This is a genomic window from Mycolicibacterium duvalii, from assembly GCF_010726645.1.
Classification (GTDB): Bacteria; Actinomycetota; Actinomycetes; order Mycobacteriales; family Mycobacteriaceae; genus Mycobacterium; species Mycobacterium duvalii.
Map to the genome: position 1 here is coordinate 913712 of NZ_AP022563.1, position 19305 is coordinate 933016.

At 68.1% G+C, this 19305-nt stretch carries 15 protein-coding genes and 1 other RNA gene; 11 read left to right on the forward strand and 5 right to left on the reverse strand.

The window, feature by feature from the left end; translation table 11 throughout:
• The first annotated feature begins 11 nt into the window (after positions 1-11).
• Together tnpA and rnpB are read left to right on the forward strand one after the other, a co-directional pair.
• Positions 12-425: an IS200/IS605 family transposase gene (gene tnpA / locus G6N31_RS04130; RefSeq protein ID WP_098004503.1), complete on the forward strand. Its 414-nt coding sequence runs from the start codon at positions 12-14 to the stop codon at positions 423-425.
• 133 nt (positions 426-558) lie between these two features.
• Positions 559-994: RNase P RNA component class A (gene rnpB, locus G6N31_RS04135), an RNA gene on the forward strand.
• On the opposite strand, the gene G6N31_RS04140 is transcribed toward rnpB, so the two are convergent.
• A complete protein-coding gene (locus G6N31_RS04140) occupies positions 988-2532 on the reverse strand; it encodes a CYTH and CHAD domain-containing protein (RefSeq protein ID WP_098004548.1) in 1545 nt (514 codons plus the stop codon). The genes rnpB and G6N31_RS04140 overlap by 7 nt on opposite strands.
• Positions 2533-2672: 140 nt before the next feature.
• Between G6N31_RS04140 and G6N31_RS04145 the strand changes: the two genes are divergently transcribed.
• Positions 2673-4454 carry a fatty acyl-AMP ligase gene (locus G6N31_RS04145; protein ID WP_098004502.1) on the forward strand — a complete coding sequence of 594 codons (1782 nt, stop codon included), beginning with the start codon at positions 2673-2675 and terminating at the stop codon, positions 4452-4454.
• A 12-nt stretch (positions 4455-4466) separates the two neighbouring features.
• Complete coding sequence (locus G6N31_RS04150; protein WP_098004501.1) at positions 4467-5246, forward strand: enoyl-CoA hydratase/isomerase family protein; 780 nt, start codon at positions 4467-4469, stop codon at positions 5244-5246.
• Here G6N31_RS04150 and panB read toward each other — a convergent pair.
• Positions 5243-6082 (reverse strand): 3-methyl-2-oxobutanoate hydroxymethyltransferase, encoded by an 840-nt coding sequence (gene panB / locus G6N31_RS04155; RefSeq protein WP_098004500.1) that lies wholly within the window; start codon positions 6080-6082, stop codon positions 5243-5245. The genes G6N31_RS04150 and panB overlap by 4 nt on opposite strands.
• 161 nt (positions 6083-6243) lie before the next feature.
• Here panB and G6N31_RS04160 point away from each other — a divergent pair, with 161 nt between their 5' ends.
• The 6 genes from G6N31_RS04160 to G6N31_RS04185 all read left to right on the forward strand — a co-directional run bounded on the left by G6N31_RS04160 (position 6244) and on the right by G6N31_RS04185 (position 15838).
• Complete coding sequence (locus tag G6N31_RS04160) at positions 6244-7644, forward strand: WS/DGAT/MGAT family O-acyltransferase (RefSeq protein ID WP_098004547.1); 1401 nt, start codon at positions 6244-6246, stop codon at positions 7642-7644.
• A gap of 62 nt (positions 7645-7706) precedes the next feature.
• Positions 7707-9245, forward strand: a complete 1539-nt coding sequence (locus G6N31_RS04165) for an alpha/beta hydrolase (RefSeq protein ID WP_179964265.1) — start codon at positions 7707-7709, stop codon at positions 9243-9245.
• A gap of 79 nt (positions 9246-9324) precedes the next feature.
• Positions 9325-10815, forward strand: a complete 1491-nt coding sequence (locus tag G6N31_RS04170) for an alpha/beta hydrolase (RefSeq protein WP_098004498.1) — start codon at positions 9325-9327, stop codon at positions 10813-10815.
• Positions 10816-10860: 45 nt separating this feature from the next.
• The gene (glnA, locus tag G6N31_RS04175; protein ID WP_098004497.1) at positions 10861-12201 is read left to right on the forward strand and encodes a type I glutamate--ammonia ligase; all 1341 of its coding nucleotides are present in this window, start codon (positions 10861-10863) and stop codon (positions 12199-12201) included.
• 31 nt (positions 12202-12232) lie between these two features.
• Positions 12233-15208: a bifunctional [glutamine synthetase] adenylyltransferase/[glutamine synthetase]-adenylyl-L-tyrosine phosphorylase gene (locus G6N31_RS04180; RefSeq protein WP_098004496.1), complete on the forward strand. Its 2976-nt coding sequence runs from the start codon at positions 12233-12235 to the stop codon at positions 15206-15208.
• Positions 15209-15838 carry a PaaI family thioesterase gene (locus G6N31_RS04185; protein WP_098004495.1) on the forward strand — a complete coding sequence of 210 codons (630 nt, stop codon included), beginning with the start codon at positions 15209-15211 and terminating at the stop codon, positions 15836-15838.
• 89 nt (positions 15839-15927) lie between these two features.
• Here the strand turns inward: G6N31_RS04185 and G6N31_RS04190 are convergent, their stop codons facing one another.
• Positions 15928-16371, reverse strand: coding sequence for a DoxX family protein (locus tag G6N31_RS04190; RefSeq protein ID WP_179964266.1), 444 nt, complete (start codon positions 16369-16371; stop codon positions 15928-15930).
• A 105-nt stretch (positions 16372-16476) separates the two neighbouring features.
• Positions 16477-17913: a type I glutamate--ammonia ligase gene (glnA, locus tag G6N31_RS04195; RefSeq protein ID WP_098004494.1), complete on the reverse strand. Its 1437-nt coding sequence runs from the start codon at positions 17911-17913 to the stop codon at positions 16477-16479.
• A gap of 141 nt (positions 17914-18054) precedes the next feature.
• Here glnA (G6N31_RS04195) and G6N31_RS04200 point away from each other — a divergent pair, with 141 nt between their 5' ends.
• A complete protein-coding gene (locus tag G6N31_RS04200; RefSeq protein ID WP_098004493.1) occupies positions 18055-18522 on the forward strand; it encodes an RDD family protein in 468 nt (155 codons plus the stop codon).
• Between the two features lie 27 nt (positions 18523-18549).
• Here the strand turns inward: G6N31_RS04200 and G6N31_RS04205 are convergent, their stop codons facing one another.
• A complete protein-coding gene (locus tag G6N31_RS04205; protein ID WP_098004492.1) occupies positions 18550-19302 on the reverse strand; it encodes a DUF4191 domain-containing protein in 753 nt (250 codons plus the stop codon).
• Between the last annotated feature and the right edge of the window lie 3 nt (positions 19303-19305).

A 19305-nucleotide genomic window follows, 5' to 3' on the forward strand; every position in this document is an offset into this window, starting at 1 on the left:
AAAGGCGACCTGTGACAACCCAGTCCTACCGACGCGCCCGCCACAGCGTTTCGTTGCTGCACGCCCACCTGGTGTTCGTGACCAGATACCGCCGTGCGGTGTTCACCGATGACATGCTCACCTTCACTGAACACGCCATGCGCGGTGTGTGCGACGAGCTCGGCGCCGATCTGGTCGAACTCAATGGCCAAGCCGACCACGCGCACCTGGTGGTCGCCTACCCACCCACGCTGGCGCTCTCGACTCTGGTGCAGCGCCTCAAAGGCCGCACCGCGTACGCGGTCCGCCGCGAATACACCGGCGCCTGTGTGCGCGCCCGCATGCGTGGGCACCTCTGGTCGCCGTCCTATTTCGCCGTCTCCTGCGGGGGTGCGCCCTTGCCGATCATCAAGCAGTACATCGACGGCCAAGACCGGCCACTCTGAGCGCCGGGCTACGCCCGGCGACACACAAGATGGGCCCACCCCGGACTAAAGCCCGAGGCTTGCGCCCAAGAATCCGGTCACCCCACGTTTCGTTACCGTAATCGGCCCGGACCGGCTACCTTGGTAGCGCGGATGAGCTGGCTGGGCGGCCGCGGACCATGGACGGCCGGATGGGGGATGAAGGTCGTCGACGGTTCGAGGAAAGTCCGGACTTCACAGAGCAGGGTGATTGCTAACGGCAATCCGAGGTGACTCGCGGGACAGTGCCACAGAAAGCAGACCGCCTCCGGGTCCGTCTTCGGGCGGGCACGGAGGTAAGGGTGAAACGGTGCGGTAAGAGCGCACCAGCGTTCCGGGTGACCGGGACGGCTCGGTAAACCCCACCCGAAGCAAGGCCAAGCATGCCGCGTGGGGGGCGCGGCAGCGCAGACGCTCGAGGGTTGCTCGCCCGAGTCTGCGGGTAGGCCGCTCGAGGTACCCGGTGACGGTGTGCCCAGATGGATGGTCGCCGCCTGGCCGCCAGACATGGTGGTGAGGAACAGAATCCGGCTTACAGGCCGGCTCATCCGCCCTTCGTGGCCTTGGCGACCGCTTTGTCGAGATCTTTCAGCGCGGCGTCGAGCTGCTCTTCACACCGCTGGGCGAGGTCGGCCTCCTGCTGATACAGCACGCCGTAGGTGAAGGTGTCCTCGCCGGCGGCGTGGGCCGATTCGGCCTGCCGGGACAGGTGCGCTCGGCTGACCACGCTGTCCTGGTGGTCCCCCAGGAGGGACTGGACCGCCTTGGCGCGGTCGGCCACCTTGGTCTTGGCGGACGCCGCGGCGGTGTAACGCAGTCGTTTGGCGCGCTTGCGGATCCGGTGCAGGGCCTCGTCGGCGTTCGGGCCATCGGCATCCGGGCTCTCGGCACCGGCTTCCCCGGCCGCGGTGCGAGCGGCCTTCACGGCTTTGCGGACCCGGCGATAGGCCGACTCGATGCGGTCGGCGGTCTTCTCGGCTTTCCTTTCCGCCGGGGGTTCGGCGCCGGTGAGCGCTTCGAGGGCATCGAGCAACCGGAAATAGCGCGGCGAACGCATCGCCGACAGCGACCGCTTCCAGCCGGTCTGATAGCGCTTGCGGGCGCCCTCGACCAGGCGCGCGCGGACCGGCCCGCGCACCTCGTCGGCGGGCAGCGCGTCGAGAGCCCGCTCATACCGTTCGGCGAGCACCTCGGCGTCGCGGGCGATACCGAGCACCGCGCCGAGCTCGCGCAACTCCTCCAGAACCCAGTGATCGTCGGTGATTCCGAAAGTGTCCTCCGCGGACTGCAGCAGGCTGCGGATCTTGCGGACGGTCACCCGCATCTGATGGACGGAGTCGTCGACGTCGGCGCGGACGGCGCGATCCCACTCCAGCAACTCCTCGACATGGGCGGCGACGGCCCGGTGCAATGGATCGCCGGACACCGTCGACTCGCTGTCGGCTGCGTCGGTCGAGAGCACCCGGGCCAGTTTGGAGCCGTGACCGGCCGGCTGCGCGCCGGCGTCGAGCAGGCGATTGGTCAAGCGATCGAACAATTCGGGGTCCGCGCCCGGCGCCAGCTCCAGTTCCCATTCGCGCCAGCGCATCTCGTCACCGCCGTCGGCGCTGGCGCTGACCCGGTCGTCGCAGAACTCCGCGATCTGCACACCATCGGTGCCGTACAGCGTTTCGACGGTGCGCACCGTCCTGATCCTCGCCACCGGCGCGAGCGACTGGTCACGCACGATCGCCAGGACGACATCGCGGATGGCCTCCGGAACCACGGCGGTGTCGTCTCCGTCGGCAGTCGGATCGGCGTCGTCGTCCAGCGGTGCCCGAACCTCGGTGCGGGTGTCGGGACCGGCCGGCAACTTGACATGCCAGCCGGCGTCGGTCCCACCGGTGCGGCGGCGCAGGGTGATCCGGTGCCGCCGCAAGTCGCCGCCAGGTGTGTCGAAGTAGACAGCGTCGAGTGACTGTGACAGCGATCGCTCGGCGCGGGCGACCGCCGACAGCCCGGCGAAGGACGGAGCGACGGTGGTGTCGACGACCTCGAACTTGCGTTCCGTCTCGGTGTACCTGGAGGTTTTGGTCGAATCTGCGGCCATGGTCACCTTCGTCTCGCGCCTTCGGAAAGATCACCAGCCTGCCACAGGAAGGTGACGATACGACCCACGACCGCGGACGCGCCGGAAACAAGATCGGATCCCTACCGGCGTTTCGTAAGGCGCTCTCTTAGAATGCTCTTATGAGTCCAGAGATGAGGCTTGAGGATTATCTCGACCGCGAGGGCAACATCGCGATCCCGTCGGGTGTCACGCTGACGTCCTTCCTCGACCGCAACGTCGAGTTGTTCGGTGATCAGCCGGCCTATCGTTATCTCGATTTCGACCATGACCGCACCGTCGAGCTGAACTGGTCGGCTCTCGGGGTGCGGTTGCGCGCCATCGGTGGTCGGCTGCAACACCTCACCCGTCCCGGTGACCGGGTCGCGATCCTGGCGCCGCAGGGCGTCGACTACGTCGTGGCGTTCTTCGCGGCGATCCAGGCCGGGACCATTGCGGTGCCGTTGTTCGCGCCGGAGCTGCCCGGGCACGCCGAGCGGCTCGACGCCGTCCTCGACGACGCCCGCCCGACGGTGGTGTTGACCACGACGTCGGCGGCCAAGGCTGTCGGCGACTTCCTGCGGACGCTGCCGCGGGACCGCCGGCCCCGGATGATCGCCGTGGACGCGGTGCCCGACAGCGTCGGCGCCGGTTTCCTGCCGGTCCCGCTGGACACCGATGCGATCGCCTATCTGCAGTACACGTCGGGCTCCACCCGCACCCCGGCAGGGGTGCAGATCACGCACCGCTCGGCGTGCACCAACGTCGTGCAGATGATCATGTCGATCGGGCTGGACTGGGACATTCGCAGCGTCAGCTGGCTGCCGTTGTTCCACGACATGGGCCTGTTGATGATCATGTTCCCGGCGCTGACGGGCGGCCACATCACCCTGATGTCGCCGGTGGCATTCGTGCGCCGGCCGTACCGGTGGATCAAGGAGCTGGGCGCCACCGACAAACCGATGTTCGCCGCGGCGCCCAACTTCGCGTTCGAACTGGCCGCCACGCGGGGCCTGCCGCCGGCGGGGGAGCACCTCGACCTGAGCAACGTGGCGGGCCTGATCAACGGCTCCGAGCCGGTCAACATGGCCTCGGTGGAGAAATTCGTCGACGCGTTCGCGCCGTACGGTCTGCAGCCGAGCGCGATCAAGCCGTCCTACGGTATGGCCGAGGCGACACTGTTCGTCTCCACCACGCCGGCCGATTCCGTGCCGACGGCGGTGTACCTCGACCGGCACGAGCTCAACGCCGGGCGCGCGGTGAAGGTGGCCGCCGATCATCCCGACGCGGTGGCGCAGGTGTCCTGCGGTCACGTCGCGCGCAGCCAGTGGGCGGTCGTCGTCGCACCGGACACCGAGGCCGAACTGCCCGACGGCCGTGTCGGCGAGATCTGGTTGCACGGCGACAACATCGGCACCGGCTACTGGGGCCGACCCAAGGAAACCGAACTGACCTTCGTCAACAAGCTGCAGACGCGCCAGGAGACCGGCAGCCACGCCGAAGGCTGCGCCGAGGGGGCGCACTGGCTGCGCACCGGCGACCTCGGTGTCTACATCGACGGTCAACTGCACATCACCGGCCGGATCAAGGACATGGTGATCGTCGACGGGCGCAATCATTATCCGCAAGACATCGAAGCGACCGTCGCGCAAGCATCCTCGGCGGTGCGAACCGGATTCGTCGCGGCGTTCTCGGTGCCGGGTGCCACCGGTGAGGTGCTGGCGATCGTCGCCGAACGGGCCGCCGGGGCGGGCCGGGTCGATGCCGCACCGGTCACCGAGGCCATCCGTGCAGCGGTGTCGCGTAAGCACGCGTTGCCGATAGACGACGTGAAACTCGTTGCCGCAGGCACCATTCCGCGTACCACCAGCGGCAAGCTGGCGCGACGGGCGTGCCGGGCCGGATATCTGGACGGCATGCTGTAATACAGTCGCTGCGTGAGCGACTACCAGACCCTGAGCTTCGAGCAGACCGGCGCGATCGCCCGGATCACGCTGAATCGGCCCGACGCCGCCAACGGCATGAACGCGACCATGACTCGCGAGCTGGCCGCCGCGGCGGCGCGGTGTGACGTTCCGGCGACCAAGGTGGTGTTGATCACCGGTGCCGGCCGGTTCTTCTGCGCCGGAGGCGATCTCAAGGACTTTTCCTCGGCGCCGAGCCGGGGGGCCCACATCAAGGGCGTCGCCGACGATCTCCACCGCGCGATCTCCACATTCGCGCGCTGCGACGCGGTGGTCATCACGGCGGTCAACGGCACCGCCGCCGGCGCGGGCTTCTCGCTGGCCGTGACCGGCGACCTGGTGCTGGCCGCCGAGTCGGCGTCGTTCACGATGGCCTACACCCGGGTCGGGCTCAGCCCCGACGGCAGCTCGTCGTACTACCTACCGCGGCTGATCGGCATCGCCAGGACCAAGCAGCTGATGCTGACCAACCGCACGCTGAGCGCTACGGAGGCCGCCGACTGGGGGCTGGTCACCGAGGTGGTTCCCACTGACACGCTGGCCGCGCGCGCCGACGAGCTCGCCGAACAGATGGCCGCGACCTCGGCCGGTTCCAACGGCGGCGTCAAAACCTTGCTGCTGGACACGTTCGGCAACGGCCTGGAACAGCAGATGGAGCTCGAGTCCCGGCTGATCGCGGCGCGCGCGGAATCGGCCGACGGTAGGGAAGGCGTCGACGCGTTCCTGGCCAAACGCCGCGCCGACTTCGCCTAAAAGGAGTGCTCCTCGGCGGGGAAGACGCCGGCGGCAACCTCCTCGGCGTACTGCACGGCCGCCCGGCGCAACTCGTCGCCGACGGCTCCGAACCGCTTGACGAACTTCGCGGTCCTGCCGTGGGTCATGCCGGCCATGTCCTGCCACACCAGCACCTGTGCGTCGCAGTTGGGGCCGGCGCCGATCCCCACGGTGGGGATGGTCAGCTTGCCGGTGATCTGGGTGGCCAGCTCGGCGGGCACCATCTCCATGACCACCGCGAAGGCGCCGGCCTCCTGTACCGCGATCGCGTCGTGGATGGTCTGCTCGGCGGCGTCGCCGCGGCCCTGGACCCGGAAGCCGCCGAGGCCGTTGACGCTCTGCGGGGTGAAGCCGATGTGTGCCATCACCGGGATGCCGGCCGCGCTGAGCGTGGCGATCTGCTCCGCGACGCGCTCGCCGCCCTCGAGTTTGACGGCGTGCGCGCCGCTCTCCTTGAGGAACCGCGTGGCCGTGGCCAGCGCCGCAGCCGGGCCGCCCTCGTAGCTGCCGAACGGCAGATCGGCCACCACCAGCGCATGCGGTGCGCCGCGCACGACACCACGGACCAGCGGGATCAGCTCGTCGACGGTGACCGGCACGGTGGTGTCGTAGCCGTAGACCACATTGGCCGCGGAGTCACCGACCAGAAGCACGGGGATCTGGGCGTCGTCGAAGATCGCGGCCGACGAGTAATCGTAGGCGGTCAGCATGGCCCATTTGTGGCCTTCGGCCTTCCACTTGTGCAAATGGTGGGTACGCACCTTGACCCGTGGTTTGGGCGTGCTGGCGGCTCCGTAGACAGTCTGCTCGGACATCGTTGTCCCCTCTTCGGGTCGGTCGTTCGAATCCTCGAGGCCGCGTCGGGTCCCCGGGTTCGCTGACAGTTCCCCAGTCTGCCACCCGGGGCAGTGTCTGTTGAATGGCGTGTTGAGTGGATTTCCTCACACTCGAGGCTGGTCAGCATACGATCGGCGCCATGCAACGTCTCAGCGGGTTGGACGCCAGTTTTCTCTATCTCGAGACGGCAGCGCAGCCCCTGCACGTGTGCTCGATCCTCGAACTCGACACCACGACGATGCCCGGCGGTTACACATTCGACCGGTTCCGCGACGGGTTGAACCTGCGAATCAAGGCAATGCCGGAGTTCCGGGAGAAGCTGGCGGACAACCGGTTCAACCTGGACCATCCGGTGTGGGTGGAGGACAAGGACTTCGACGTCGACCGGCACCTGCACCGCATCGGTCTGCCGTCGCCGGGCGGCCGTGTCGAACTGGCCCAGATCTGCGGCCACATCGCGTCGCTACCCCTGGACCGCTCCCGGCCACTGTGGGAAATGTGGGTCATCGAGAATTACTGCGGTACCGGCGCCGACCCGGACGCCGAGCAGTGTCGCATCGCCGTGATGACCAAGGTGCACCACGCCAGCGTCGACGGTGTGACGGGTGCCAATCTGCTGTCGAAGCTGTGCTCGACCGAGCCGGACGCCCCGCCGCCGGACCCGGTCGACGGGCCCGGCGACGCCACCGGGCTCGAGATCGCGGTCAGCGGCGCGGTGCGGTTCGCCACGAGGCCGCTGCGGCTAACCAACGTGGTGCCGGCCACGGTGTCGACGGTGGTGGACACAGTCCGACGCGCGCGTAACGGTCTGACCATGGCGTCTCCGTTCAGCGCGCCCAAGACCGCGTTCAACGCCAACGTCACCAGTCACCGCAACGTCGCGTTCACCCAACTTGACCTCGAGGACGTCAAAACGGTCAAGAACCACTTCGGCGTGAAGGTCAACGACGTCGTGATGGCGTTGGTGTCCGGGGGGCTGCGCGCGTTCCTGCTCGAGCGCGGCGAACTGCCCGGCAACTCGCTGGTCGCGATGGTTCCGGTGTCGGTGCATGAGCGCTCCGACCGTCCGGGACGCAACCAGGTCTCGGGAATGTTCTCGCGGCTGGAGACCAATATCGACGACCCGGCTGAGCGCCTGCGAGCCATCGCTGATGCCAACGGTGTTGCCAAACAACACTCTTCGGCCATCGGCGCGACGCTGCTGCAGGACTGGACGCAGTTCGCCGCGCCCGCGGTGTTCGGCGCCGCGATGCGGGTGTATGCCAGTAGCAGACTCGGCGGCGCTCGACCGGTGCACAACCTCGTGGTGTCCAACGTGCCGGGACCGCAGATGCCGCTGTACATGCTCGGCTGCGAGGTCAAGGCGATGTACCCGCTGGGCCCGATCTTCCACGGCAGCGGGCTGAACATGACGGTGATGTCACTCAACGGCAACCTCGACGTCGGGATGGTCTCCTGCCCCGAACTGCTGCCCGACCTGTGGACCCTGGCGGACAACTTCGCGCCGGCGCTGGCCGAACTGGTCGACGCGACACGCTAGATCGGCTGCGGTAAACACACGCTTGCCAGCGTCGATGCCCCGTCATGGCAGCATGTGTTGCCATGAGCCTCATCACCGGGGCCGCGCGCAGCGGCCTGGCCCTCGCTGCGGCGGTGACCGTCGTGGCCGGATGCAGCAATCTGGTGCAGGGCACGGCGGTGATCTCGGTACCCCTGCCGGGCACACCGATCCAGTGGGGCCCGTGCGAGGCGGCCGACGGACCGTCCGATCAGGCCATGATCCCGCCCGACGCCGAGTGCGGCATGTTGTCCGTGCCCGTCAACTGGGACAACCCCGACGCCCCCGACGGTGACATCGCCCAGTTGGCGATGATCCGGTTCCAGGCCACCGGCGAGAAGATCGGCTCGTTGCTGATCAACCCGGGCGGCCCGGGCGAGTCGGGCGTCGACGCCGCGATCGGCATGCTGCCGACCCTGCCCCGGGAACTGCGCCAGCGCTTCGACCTGGTCGGCTTCGATCCACGCGGCGTCGCGCGGTCGGCGCCGGCGGTGTGGTGCAACAGCGACGAGGACAACGACCGGCTGCGCGCCGACAACGTCGTCGAATACACCCCTGAGGGGGTGGCGCACATGGAGACCCAGACCAAAGAGTTCATCGAGCGCTGCGTCGACAAGATGGGCAAGGAGTTCCTGGCCAACGTCGGAACCGCCAGTGTGGTCAAGGATCTCGATGCGATGCGGGAGGCCCTCGGCGACGAGAAGCTCACCTACCTGGGATATTCCTACGGCACCCGGATCGGCGCCGGCTACGCCGAGGCCTATCCGCAGAACGTGCGCGCCATGATCCTCGACGGCGCGATCGACCCGAACGCCGATCCGCTCGAGGCCGATGTGCGGCAGGCCGCGGCGTTCCAACAGGCCTTCGACGACTACGCGGCCGACTGCGCCAAGAGTCCCGACTGCCCGCTGGGGACCGACCCGGCCAAGGCGGTCGACGAATACCACGACCTGGTGTGGCCGTTGGTCGACGAGCCGGCCAAAACCAGCGATCCGCGGGGACTGAGCTACAACGATGCGCTGGTCGGCACCATCCTGCCGCTGTATTCGCCGACGTTGTGGCGGCACCTGACCGTGGCGCTGACCGAGATCGAGAACGGTCGCGGCGACACCATGCTGGCGCTGTCCGACCTGTACATGGGGCGTGACGCCGAGGGTCACTACAGCAACAAGACCGACGCCCGGATCGCGATCAACTGCGTGGACAAACCCGCGATCACCGACCGCGACAAGCTCGTCGAGCTGGACCGCCGCACCCGCGAGGTCGCACCGTTCATGAGCTACGGCGAGTTCACCGGCTACGCCCCGATGTCGGCCTGCGCCATGTGGCCCGTGCCGCGCACCACCGACCAGCGCGAGATCAAGGTCAACGGGTTGCCCCCGGTGCTGGTGATCTCGACCACCAATGATCCGGCCACGCCGTACCAGGCCGGGGTGGATCTGGCCCGCCAGCTCGGCGGCACGTTGCTGACCTACGAAGGCACTCAGCACACCGTGTCATTGCAGGGCGACAAGTGCATCGACGACATCGCGACGCGCTATCTGGTGGACCTGACGCTGCCGCCGCCGGACACCCGGTGCTGACGGCCGCACCCGCCACCCGGTAACGGCCGGGTCACCGTTGCGTCCCAGGGGCAGACCCGCGGTGTCGCGGCATGCAACGATGGCAGCCATGCTTCGGGCCGGACGACTGTTGGCGGCGCTGGCCGTGTTCGCGGCGGTACTGACCCCGACGGCTTCGGCGGCGCCGCAACCGGTGTGGGGAACGTGTGCGGAGTTCGTCGGTGACACCTCGGGCTTGCCGACGGCCCGGTGCACAACCGTCTCGGTGCCCGTCGACTACGCCAAACCGCAAGGGGCGCAAGCGCAATTGGCCGTGATCAAGGTGCCCGCCGAAGGGGACCGGATCGGTGTGCTCGTCGTCAACCCGGGCGGGCCCGGTGCGTCGGCCGTCGACACCGTCGCCGGAATGGGAGCCGCGCTGGCCGGCACCGAACTGCTCGAGCGGTTCGACCTCGTCGGAATCGATCCGCGCGGCGTCGGTCATTCGACACCGCAACTGCGGTGCCGAACCGACGCGGAGTTCGACGCGTACCGGGCCCAGCCGATGGCCGACTACAGTCCCGCCGGCGTGGCGCAGATCGAAGGGATACTCCAGGATTTCGCCACGTCGTGCCTCAACCGGATGGGTCCGGAGTTCTTGGCCAGCGTCGGCACCGCGACCGCGGCCCAGGACATGGATGCGGTGCGTGCCGCGCTGGGCGAGGAGCAGATCAATTACCTCGGATTCTCCTACGGGACCCAACTGGGCACCGCGTACGCCGCGCGTTACCCGGACCGGGTCCGGGCGATGGTGCTCGACGGCGCCGTCGACCCCAGCATGGACCCGCTCACCAAGAGCCTGCGCCAGCAGGCCGGTTTTCAGCAGGCGTTCGATCGCTACGCCGCCGACTGCGCAGAATCGGCGGACTGCCCGCTGGGCACCGATCCAGCCCGGTTCGTGGAGCGCTACCTCCAATTGGTCGAACCCTTGGTCACCAAGCCCGCGGCGACCCCTGATCCGCGCGGACTCAGCTACCAGGACGCACTCACCGGCACCGCGAGCGCGCTGTACTCGCCGCGGTACTGGACCTATCTGACCAGCGGCCTGCTGGGCCTGCAGCGCGGCACCGACCCGACCGATCTGCTGCTGCTGGCCGATGACTACCAGCAGCGCGACCGCAACGGGCACTACAAGAACCGCCAGGACGCGTTCACCGCGATCCGGTGTGTTGATGCGAACTTCCCGAAAGACCCCGCGGTGTGGGCGGATCTCGACCGCCGGGTGCGGGCCGCGGCGCCGTTCCTGTCCTACGGGGAATTCACCGGCCATGCCCCGCGCGACGTGTGCGCGCTGTGGCCGGTGCCGCCGACGCCGATCGTGGGGGCGGCCACGTCGCCCGGACCGGGCAAGGTCGTGGTGGTGTCGACCACCGGCGACCCGGCGACGCCCTACCAGTCCGGCGTGGAACTGGCCCGCCAATTGGACGCAGCCCTGATCACCTTCGAGGGCGCCCAGCACACGGTGGTTTTCAACGGCGACGCCTGCGTGGACACCGCGGTGCTCGACTTTCTCGTCGACTCGGTGCCGCCCGCGGCCGGATTGCGGTGCTAGCAGGGGTGTAACACAGAATTAACAGGCGGAACCTACGCTTCGGGCATGGATCGGCAGAAGGAATTCGTGCTGCGCACCCTGGAGGAGCGCGACATTCGCTTCGTCCGGCTGTGGTTCACCGACGTGCTGGGATATCTGAAGTCGGTCGCGATCGCCCCGGCTGAACTCGAAGGCGCCTTCGAGGAGGGCATCGGGTTCGACGGCTCGGCCATCGAGGGCTTCGCCCGGGTGTCGGAGGCCGACATGGTGGCTCGGCCTGATCCGTCCACCTTCCAGGTGCTGCCGTGGGCCGACGGATCCGACAAGCATCACTCGGCGCGCATGTTCTGCGACATCACGATGCCCGACGGCTCGCCGTCGTGGGCGGACTCGAGGCATGTGCTGCGCCGTCAGCTGGCCAAAGCCAGCGACCTCGGCTTCTCCTGCTACGTGCACCCCGAAATCGAATTCTTCCTGCTCAAACCCGGACCCAACGACGGCACGCCACCGGAACCCGCCGACAACGGCGGATACTTCGACCAGGCGGTGCACGACGCGGCACCCAACTTCCGGCGTCACGCCATCGACGCTCTCGAGCAGATGGGCATCTCGGTGGAGTTCAGCCACCACGAGGGTGCCCCCGGCCAGCAGGAGATCGACCTGCGCTACGCCGATGCGCTGTCGATGGCCGACAACGTGATGACGTTCCGCTACGTGGTCAAGGAGGTCGCCCTCGGCGACGGTGTGCGCGCGTCGTTCATGCCCAAGCCGTTCGCCGAGCACCCGGGCTCGGCCATGCACACCCACATGAGTCTGTTCGAAGGCGAGACCAACGCCTTCCACAGCCCCGACGACCCGTTGCAGCTGTCGTCGGTCGGCAAGTCGTTCATCGCGGGCATCTTGGAACACGCCAACGAGATCAGCGCCGTCACCAACCAGTGGGTGAACTCCTACAAGCGGCTGGTGCACGGCGGAGAAGCGCCCACGGCGGCGTCGTGGGGAGCGGCCAACCGCTCGGCGCTGGTGCGGGTGCCGATGTACACCCCGCACAAGGTGTCGTCGCGGCGGGTCGAGGTGCGCAGCCCCGACTCGGCCTGCAACCCGTATCTGACCTTCGCGGTGCTGTTGGCCGCCGGCCTGCGGGGCATCGAGAAGAACTACGTGCTTGCTCCGGAAGCCGAGGACAACGTGTGGACCCTGACGTCGGAGGAACGACGCGCCATGGGGTACAAGGAGCTTCCGGGCAGCCTGGGCGTGGCGCTGACGGAGATGGAGAACTCGGAGTTGGTGGCCGAGGCGCTCGGCGAGCACGTGTTCGACTTCTTCCTGCGCAACAAGCGCGCCGAGTGGGAGAACTACCGCAGCCACGTCACTCCGTTCGAGCTGAAGAACTACCTGTCTCTCTAGCGCTGACGGTGCCTGCCGTAAATTCCTAGAGGTGGCCAGACCAGCGACGCAGCGCCCGAAGCTTCCCGGCGTGGGTCGGCTCGGGCTGGTACACAAGAATGCGCAGGCCGACCTCGACCGACTGGGGTGGAACACCGATGCCCACGTCGAGCTGTTGTGGTCGTTGTCGCGCGCGCCCGACGCCGACACCGCGCTGCTGGCCGTCCTGCGGCTGCGGGAGGCCCTCGACGCGGGATGGGGCGAACTCGACAAGGCGCTGCTGACCGACCGCAGCCTGCGCGGTCGGTTGTTCGCAGTGCTGGGGTCGTCGTTGGCGCTGGGCGACCACCTGATCGCCCACCCGGACTCCTGGCGCCTGCTGGCCGGGGCCGTCGCGCTGCCCCGCCGTGACGAGCTGATCGCGATGTTCGACGCCGAGGCCGCGGATTCCGCCGGGGGCGCGGCGGCGATGCCGGGGTTGCGGACGCTCTACCGCGACCGGCTGCTGGTGCTGGCCGCACTCGATGTGGCCTCCACAGTGGAAAACGAGCCCGTGCTGCCGTTCACGGTGGTCGGGGAGCACCTGTCCGACCTCGCCGACGCCGCGCTGGGCGCGGCGCTGCAGGTGGCATCCCGGGCGGTGTGCGGGGACACGGAACCGCCGCAGCTGGCCGTCATCGCGATGGGCAAATGCGGTGCGCAGGAACTGAACTACGTCAGCGACGTCGATGTCATCTTCGTCGCTGACGACGGCGCGCACAGCAGCCTGGCCACCGCCACCCGGATCGCCGGCGAGATGATGCGGCTGTCCGCCGACGCGTTCTTCGAGGTCGACGCGGCACTGCGGCCCGAAGGCAAGCAGGGGCAGCTGGTCCGCACACTCGAGTCGCATGTGGCCTATTACGAGCGGTGGGCCAAGACGTGGGAGTTCCAGGCGCTGATGAAGGCGCGGCCCGCGGCGGGAGGCGCCGAGCTGGGTGAGCGCTACATCGACGCGCTGATGCCGATGGTCTGGACTGCCTGCGAGCGTGAGGATTTCGTGCCCGAGGTGCAGGCCATGCGGCGCCGCGTCGAGGAGTTGTTGCCCGCCGAGGTGCGTTCGCGGGAGCTGAAATTGGGCACCGGTGGCCTGCGGGACGTCGAATTCGCGGTGCAGCTGCTGCAATTGGTGCACGGCCGCAACGACGAGTCACTGCATGTCGCGTCGACGGTGAACGCGCTGGCGGCGCTGGGGGACGGCGGCTACATCGGGCGCGACGACGCGGCGAACATGACCGCGTCGTATGAATTCCTGCGGCTGCTCGAGCACCGGCTGCAGCTGCAGCGCCTCAAGCGCACCCACCTGTTGCCCGAAGCCGACGATGTCGAGGCGATGCGTTGGCTGGCCCGGGCGGCGCACATGCGGCCCGACGGTCGCCACGATTCGCTCGGGGTGCTGCGCGAGGAACTCAAGCGGCAGAGCCACCGGGTTTCACGGCTGCACGCCAAGCTGTTCTACCAACCGCTGCTGGAGTCCGTCGGCCCGGACCAGCTTGGCTTGGCCGCCGGAATGAACGCGCAGGCAGCCGAACGGCAGCTCGCAGCACTGGGTTACGAAGGCCCGCAGAGCGCGTTGACGCATCTGCGCGCTCTGACCGGGGGCAGCAGCCGTCGCGGCCGGGTGCAGCAGGTGCTGCTGCCGACGTTGTTGGACTGGCTGTCGGACACCCCGGACCCGGATGCGGGGCTGTTGAACTACCGCCGGCTCAGCGACGAGATGGCCGATCAGCGCTGGTTCCTCGGGACATTGCGTGACGAGGGCGCCGTCGCCAAACGATTGATGCACGTGCTGGGCACCTCGGCCTACATCCCGGACCTGTTGATGCGTGCCCCCGAGGTGATCCAGCTGTACGCCGATGGACCGAACGGGCCCAAGCTCTGTGACGTCGACACCGAGGGGGCCGCGCGCTCCCTGGTGGCCTCCGCGGCGCGCCACTCGGATCCGCTGCGGGCGATCGCGGCCGCCCGGTCGCTGCGCCGACGGGAGCTGGCGCGCATCGCATCCGCGGATCTGTTGGGCATGCTCGACGTCACCGAGGTGTGCCGGCAGCTCACCTCGGTGTGGGTGGCCGTGCTGCAGGCCGCGCTCGATGCGGTGACCCGGGCCAACACGTCGGAGGGTGGCGCCCCGGCCCGCCTGGCCGTGATCGGGATGGGGCGCCTCGGGGGCGGCGAACTGGGTTACGGATCCGACGCCGATGTGCTGTTCGTGTGTCAGCCCGCCGACGGCGTCGAGGAGTCGGTGGCCGTCAGGTGGGCGACCACGGTGGCCGAGCAGGTGCGGTCGCGGCTCGGTACCCCCAGCGCGGACCCGCCGCTGGAGGTCGACGCCGACCTGCGACCGGAAGGCCGAAGCGGGCCGCTGGTGCGGACATTGGCGTCCTACGAGGCCTACTACTCGCAGTGGGCGCAACCCTGGGAGATCCAGGCGCTGCTGCGGGCGCACCGGGTGGCCGGTGATCTGTCCCTCGGCGAACGGTTCCTGCTGATGGTGGACAAGATCCGCTACCCGGCCGGCGGGGTGTCCGCCGAGACGGTGCAGGAGATCCGCCGCATCAAGGCGCGCGTCGATGCCGAGCGGCTGCCGCGAGGCGCCGACCCCAACACCCACACCAAGCTGGGACGCGGCGGCCTCGCCGACATCGAATGGACGGTCCAGTTGCTGCAATTGCGCTTCGCGCACCGGATCAAGGCGCTGCACAACACCTCCACTTTGGAGTCGCTGAACGCGATCGGGGCCGCCGAGTTGATCGCCGAGGGTGACGTCGAACTGCTGCGTGACGCCTGGCTGACCGCGACGAAGGCGCGTAACGCACTGGTGCTGGTGCGGGGCAAGCCGACCGACCAGCTGCCCGGTCCGGGGCGGCTGCTCAACGCGGTCGCGGTGGCCGCCGGCTGGCCCGAGGGTGACGGTGGGGAGTTCCTGGACAACTATCTGCGGGTGACGCGTCGGGCGAAGGCCGTGGTGCGGAAGGTTTTCGGAGGCTAGATGGACTTCTCGTTCGATGCGATCAGCGCGGAGGAGTACGAGCGGCTGCGCAGCTCCTACGAGCCGCTGACCGATGCGCTGCGCACGCTGATCGACGTGGGGATCCACACCGAAGTCGACGACGAGACCGTGCAGGAGGCGTTGACGCACCTGCAGCAGGCCGCCGCACTGCTGCAGCGTCGGCAGCGTGATGGCCGCTCGACACTGCGCCACGCCGACACCGGCCGGCCCGTGGCTTGGGCGAATCCCGCTGTGGGACTGCGTAATGCAATCGCTCCGCCGATGATCATCGAACAGGAACCCGACGGCAGCTGCTGGAGCGAGTTCACACTCGGGCCCGCCTACGAGGGTCCGCCGGGCTGGGTGCACGGTGGAATCTGCGCGCTGGTACTCGACCACATCCTGGGCGAGGTGGCCAGTGAGGGGCTGCTGCAGCCGAAGTTCACCGGCACGATCAGCCTGCGCTACCTGCGGGGGACTCCGCTGGGGCCCTTGCGCGCCGAGGCATTCGTCGAACGCTCCGAGGGCGTGAAGACGTTCGCACGCGGCTATCTGCTGGATTCCGAGGGCGCGACCGTCGAGGCCGAGGGCGTGTTCATCAAGCCGGCCTGGGCGCGCGACGCCGGCTGAACCTCACCCAGCGTGCACTGTGGGCGGAATCCGCGCCCCGGTTGCCGCCCCGAGGGCATCGTCGCCGACGTAACACCCGGCTCGCGGGGTCAGCGGGCGGCGACTGCGGGGGACCGGCGCCGTTCGTCGATCGACCACGCTCCGGCACCCGTGGTGGCGAGCAGCAGGAAGCCGAAGCAGAACAGAATCGCGACCTCGCCGCCGTTCCCGCCGTTACCGAACGGCCAGAAGGTGCTCGGTTCACCGCCCAAGACGCCCCAGTGCTTCCAGAAGTAGGCCACCGCCATCTGCCCGGCTGCGACGATCGCGGCGATCCGGGTGAAGAACCCCACGGTGATCAGCAGTCCGGTGACCAGCTCGATCACCCCGGCCCACCACATCGGCCAGGAGCCGACCGGAACCGATTCGCCGAGCGGCCAGCCGAAGAGCTTCATGGTGCCGTGCAAAGTGAACAGGACGCCGAGCACGATGCGGAAGATGCTCAACATCGGCGATGAGTAAGCGCTCAAGCGCGCGTCGACTCTCGAGATCATGATCCGACGTTACTCGCTACGGAGGGTCCTCACGTGCCGAGCAGACGCGAAAGCCCCCAAAATTCACAGATTTTGGGGGCCTAAGCGTCTGCTCGTGCAGGATCGTTACACGTCGTAGTAGAGCGAGAACTCGTACGGATGAGGACGGATCTGGATCGGCATGATCTCGTTCTCCCGCTTGTAGGAGATCCAGGTCTCGATCAGGTCCTCGGTGAACACGCCACCCTCGGTGAGGTATTCGTGGTCCTCTTCGAGCTTGTCGATGACCGCGGCCAGTGAGGTGGGGGCCTGCGGAATGTTCGCGGCCTCCTCGGGCGGCAGTTCGTAGAGGTCCTTGTCGACAGGGGCCAGCGGCTCGATCTTCTTCTTGATGCCGTCGATGCCGGCCATCAGCATGGCCGCGAACGCCAGGTACGGGTTACCCGAGCTGTCGGGGCAGCGGAACTCGAGACGCTTGGCCTTCGGGTTGTTGCCGGTGATCGGGATACGCACGCACGCCGAGCGGTTGCGCTGGCTGTAGACCAGGTTGATCGGCGCCTCGTAGCCCGGCACCAGGCGCTTGTAGGAGTTCACCGTCGGGTTGGTGAACGCCAGCAGCGACGGCGCGTGGTGCAGGATGCCGCCGATGTAGTGGCGGGCCAGATCCGACAGGCCCGCATAACCGGACTCGTCGTGGAACAGCGGCTTGCCGTCCTTCCAGAGCGACTGGTGGGCGTGCATGCCCGACCCGTTGTCACCGAAGAGCGGCTTGGGCATGAACGTGACGGTCTTGCCGGCCTGCCAGGCGGTGTTCTTGATGATGTACTTGAACAGCAGCACATCGTCGGCCGCGTGCAGCATCGTGTTGAACTTGTAGTTGATCTCGGCCTGGCCGGCGGTGCCCACCTCGTGGTGGCCGCGCTCGAGCACGAAGCCGGCGTTCTGCAGGTTGGTGGCCATCTGGTCACGCAGGTCGACGTAGTGGTCGTACGGCGCGACGGGGAAGTAGCCGCCCTTGGGCCGCACCTTGTAGCCGCGGTTGGGGCTGCCGTCGGCCTCCAGCGGCTCACCGGTGTTCCACCAGCCGGACTCGGAGTCGACCTCGTAGAAGGTGCCGTTGATGCGGGAGTCGAAGGTCACCGAGTCGAAGATGTAGAACTCGGCCTCGGCGCCGAAGAAGGCGGTATCGGCGATGCCGGTGCTGGCCAGATAGTTCTCGGCCTTACGGGCCACGTTGCGCGGGTCGCGGGAATACGCCTCGCGGGTGAACGGGTCGTGCACGAAGAAGTTCATGTTCAGCGTCTTGGCGTGCCGGAACGGGTCGATCCGGGCCGTCGCCGGATCGGGCAGCAGCATCATGTCCGACTCGTGGATGGACTGGAAGCCGCGCACCGAAGAACCGTCGAACGCGAGCCCGTCCTCGAACACGCTCTCGTCGAAGGCCGACGCCGGGATCGAGAAGTGCTGGACGACGCCGGGCAGATCACAGAAGCGAATGTCGACATACTCGACGTTCTCGTCCTTGATCAGCTTGATGATGTCGTCGGCGGTCTGTTCTGCCACTGATTGCTCTCCTTTTTTGGTAGCCCGCCGGTGACGGTATGGACACGATGTTGCACGGTAGTCAAGCGCATGTTGCGTAGACGTTACGCGTACGGGCCCGTCCCGGTCCGGCGCACTTCTGCCGACACATATCCTGACTGCATGCCCCGCGCTTCCGGTTCCGGTTTCAGATCTTGGCTGTCCGGGCCGGAGCCTGGCGAGCCGGGCACCTACCCGGGACAGCGGCTCGGGATGCCGGCCGAGGGCTCCGGTTCCATCGCCCGGTTCGGCCGCCGGATCGCCGCGCTCGTTGTCGACTGGGTCGTCGCCCTCGGGGTGGCCGCGTTGCTGACGGGGTTGGGGCTGGTCGGTCTCGCCGCGCTGCAGACCACACAACTGATCGTCTGGTTCGTGCTCGGCGTCGCATCGGTGCGGCTGTTCGGTTTCACGCCGGGGCAGTTCGCGCTCGGCCTGCGGGTGGCCTCGGTCGACCACCGCGCCCACGTCGGTTCCGGTCGGGCGCTGGCGCGCCAACTGCTCATCACGCTGGTGATCCCGGCTCTGTTCACCGACTCCGACCTGCGCGGCCTGCACGACCTCGCGACCAAGACCGCCGTCGTTCGGCGCTAACGCTGCCCCGGCGACCGGTCGGACGGCTCATCGCCGCCGGACGGTGCGCTGCACGCCGCGCATCTTCGCGTTGGCCGGCAGCGGGCCCTTCGGCATCGCGGCGGGACCGGCCTTGCTGCCGAGCGCAGCCAGGCGGGACTCCAGCGAGTCCATCTGCTTGACGCTGATGTTGGACGGCAACTTGTTCAGGTGCCGTTCCAGCTTGGACAGCGGCACCTCACCGTCGCCGTTGCCGATGATGACGCTGTAGATCGGGGCGTCACCGACCAGCCGTGCGGTGCGCTTCTTCTCCTGGGCCAGCAGCGGCTTGAGACGGTTCGGTGACCCTTCGGCGACGAAGATCACCCCGGGCCGTCCGATCACCCGGTGCACCGCGTCGAAGTGCCCCGTGGCGGCGACCGCCGGGGTGACGCGCCACTTGCCGCGCAAGTTGTCCAGCGCCCACGCGGCCGCTCCGGTCTGTCCTTCGGCCTTGCGATACACCGACTTCTGCGCGCGCCGCCCGAAGATGATGAAGGCGACCAGCGCACCCAGCACGACGCCCAGAGGAATCAGCATGTACATCGTGAAGCCGCCGGCATAGACCCCGATGGCCACCGACGCGCCGACGATCAGAACGAATGCGGCGATCATGTAGGGCAGGAGACGTTTGTCCTCTTTGCGCTGGATCTGGAATGCCTGCCACAGCTGACTGCGCCGTTGCTTGGACGCCGCCTTGCGGGCGGCCTTCGCCTCGGCCTTGGCGGCCTTCGCCTCGGCCGGATTACGCCTCTTCGCCATTGC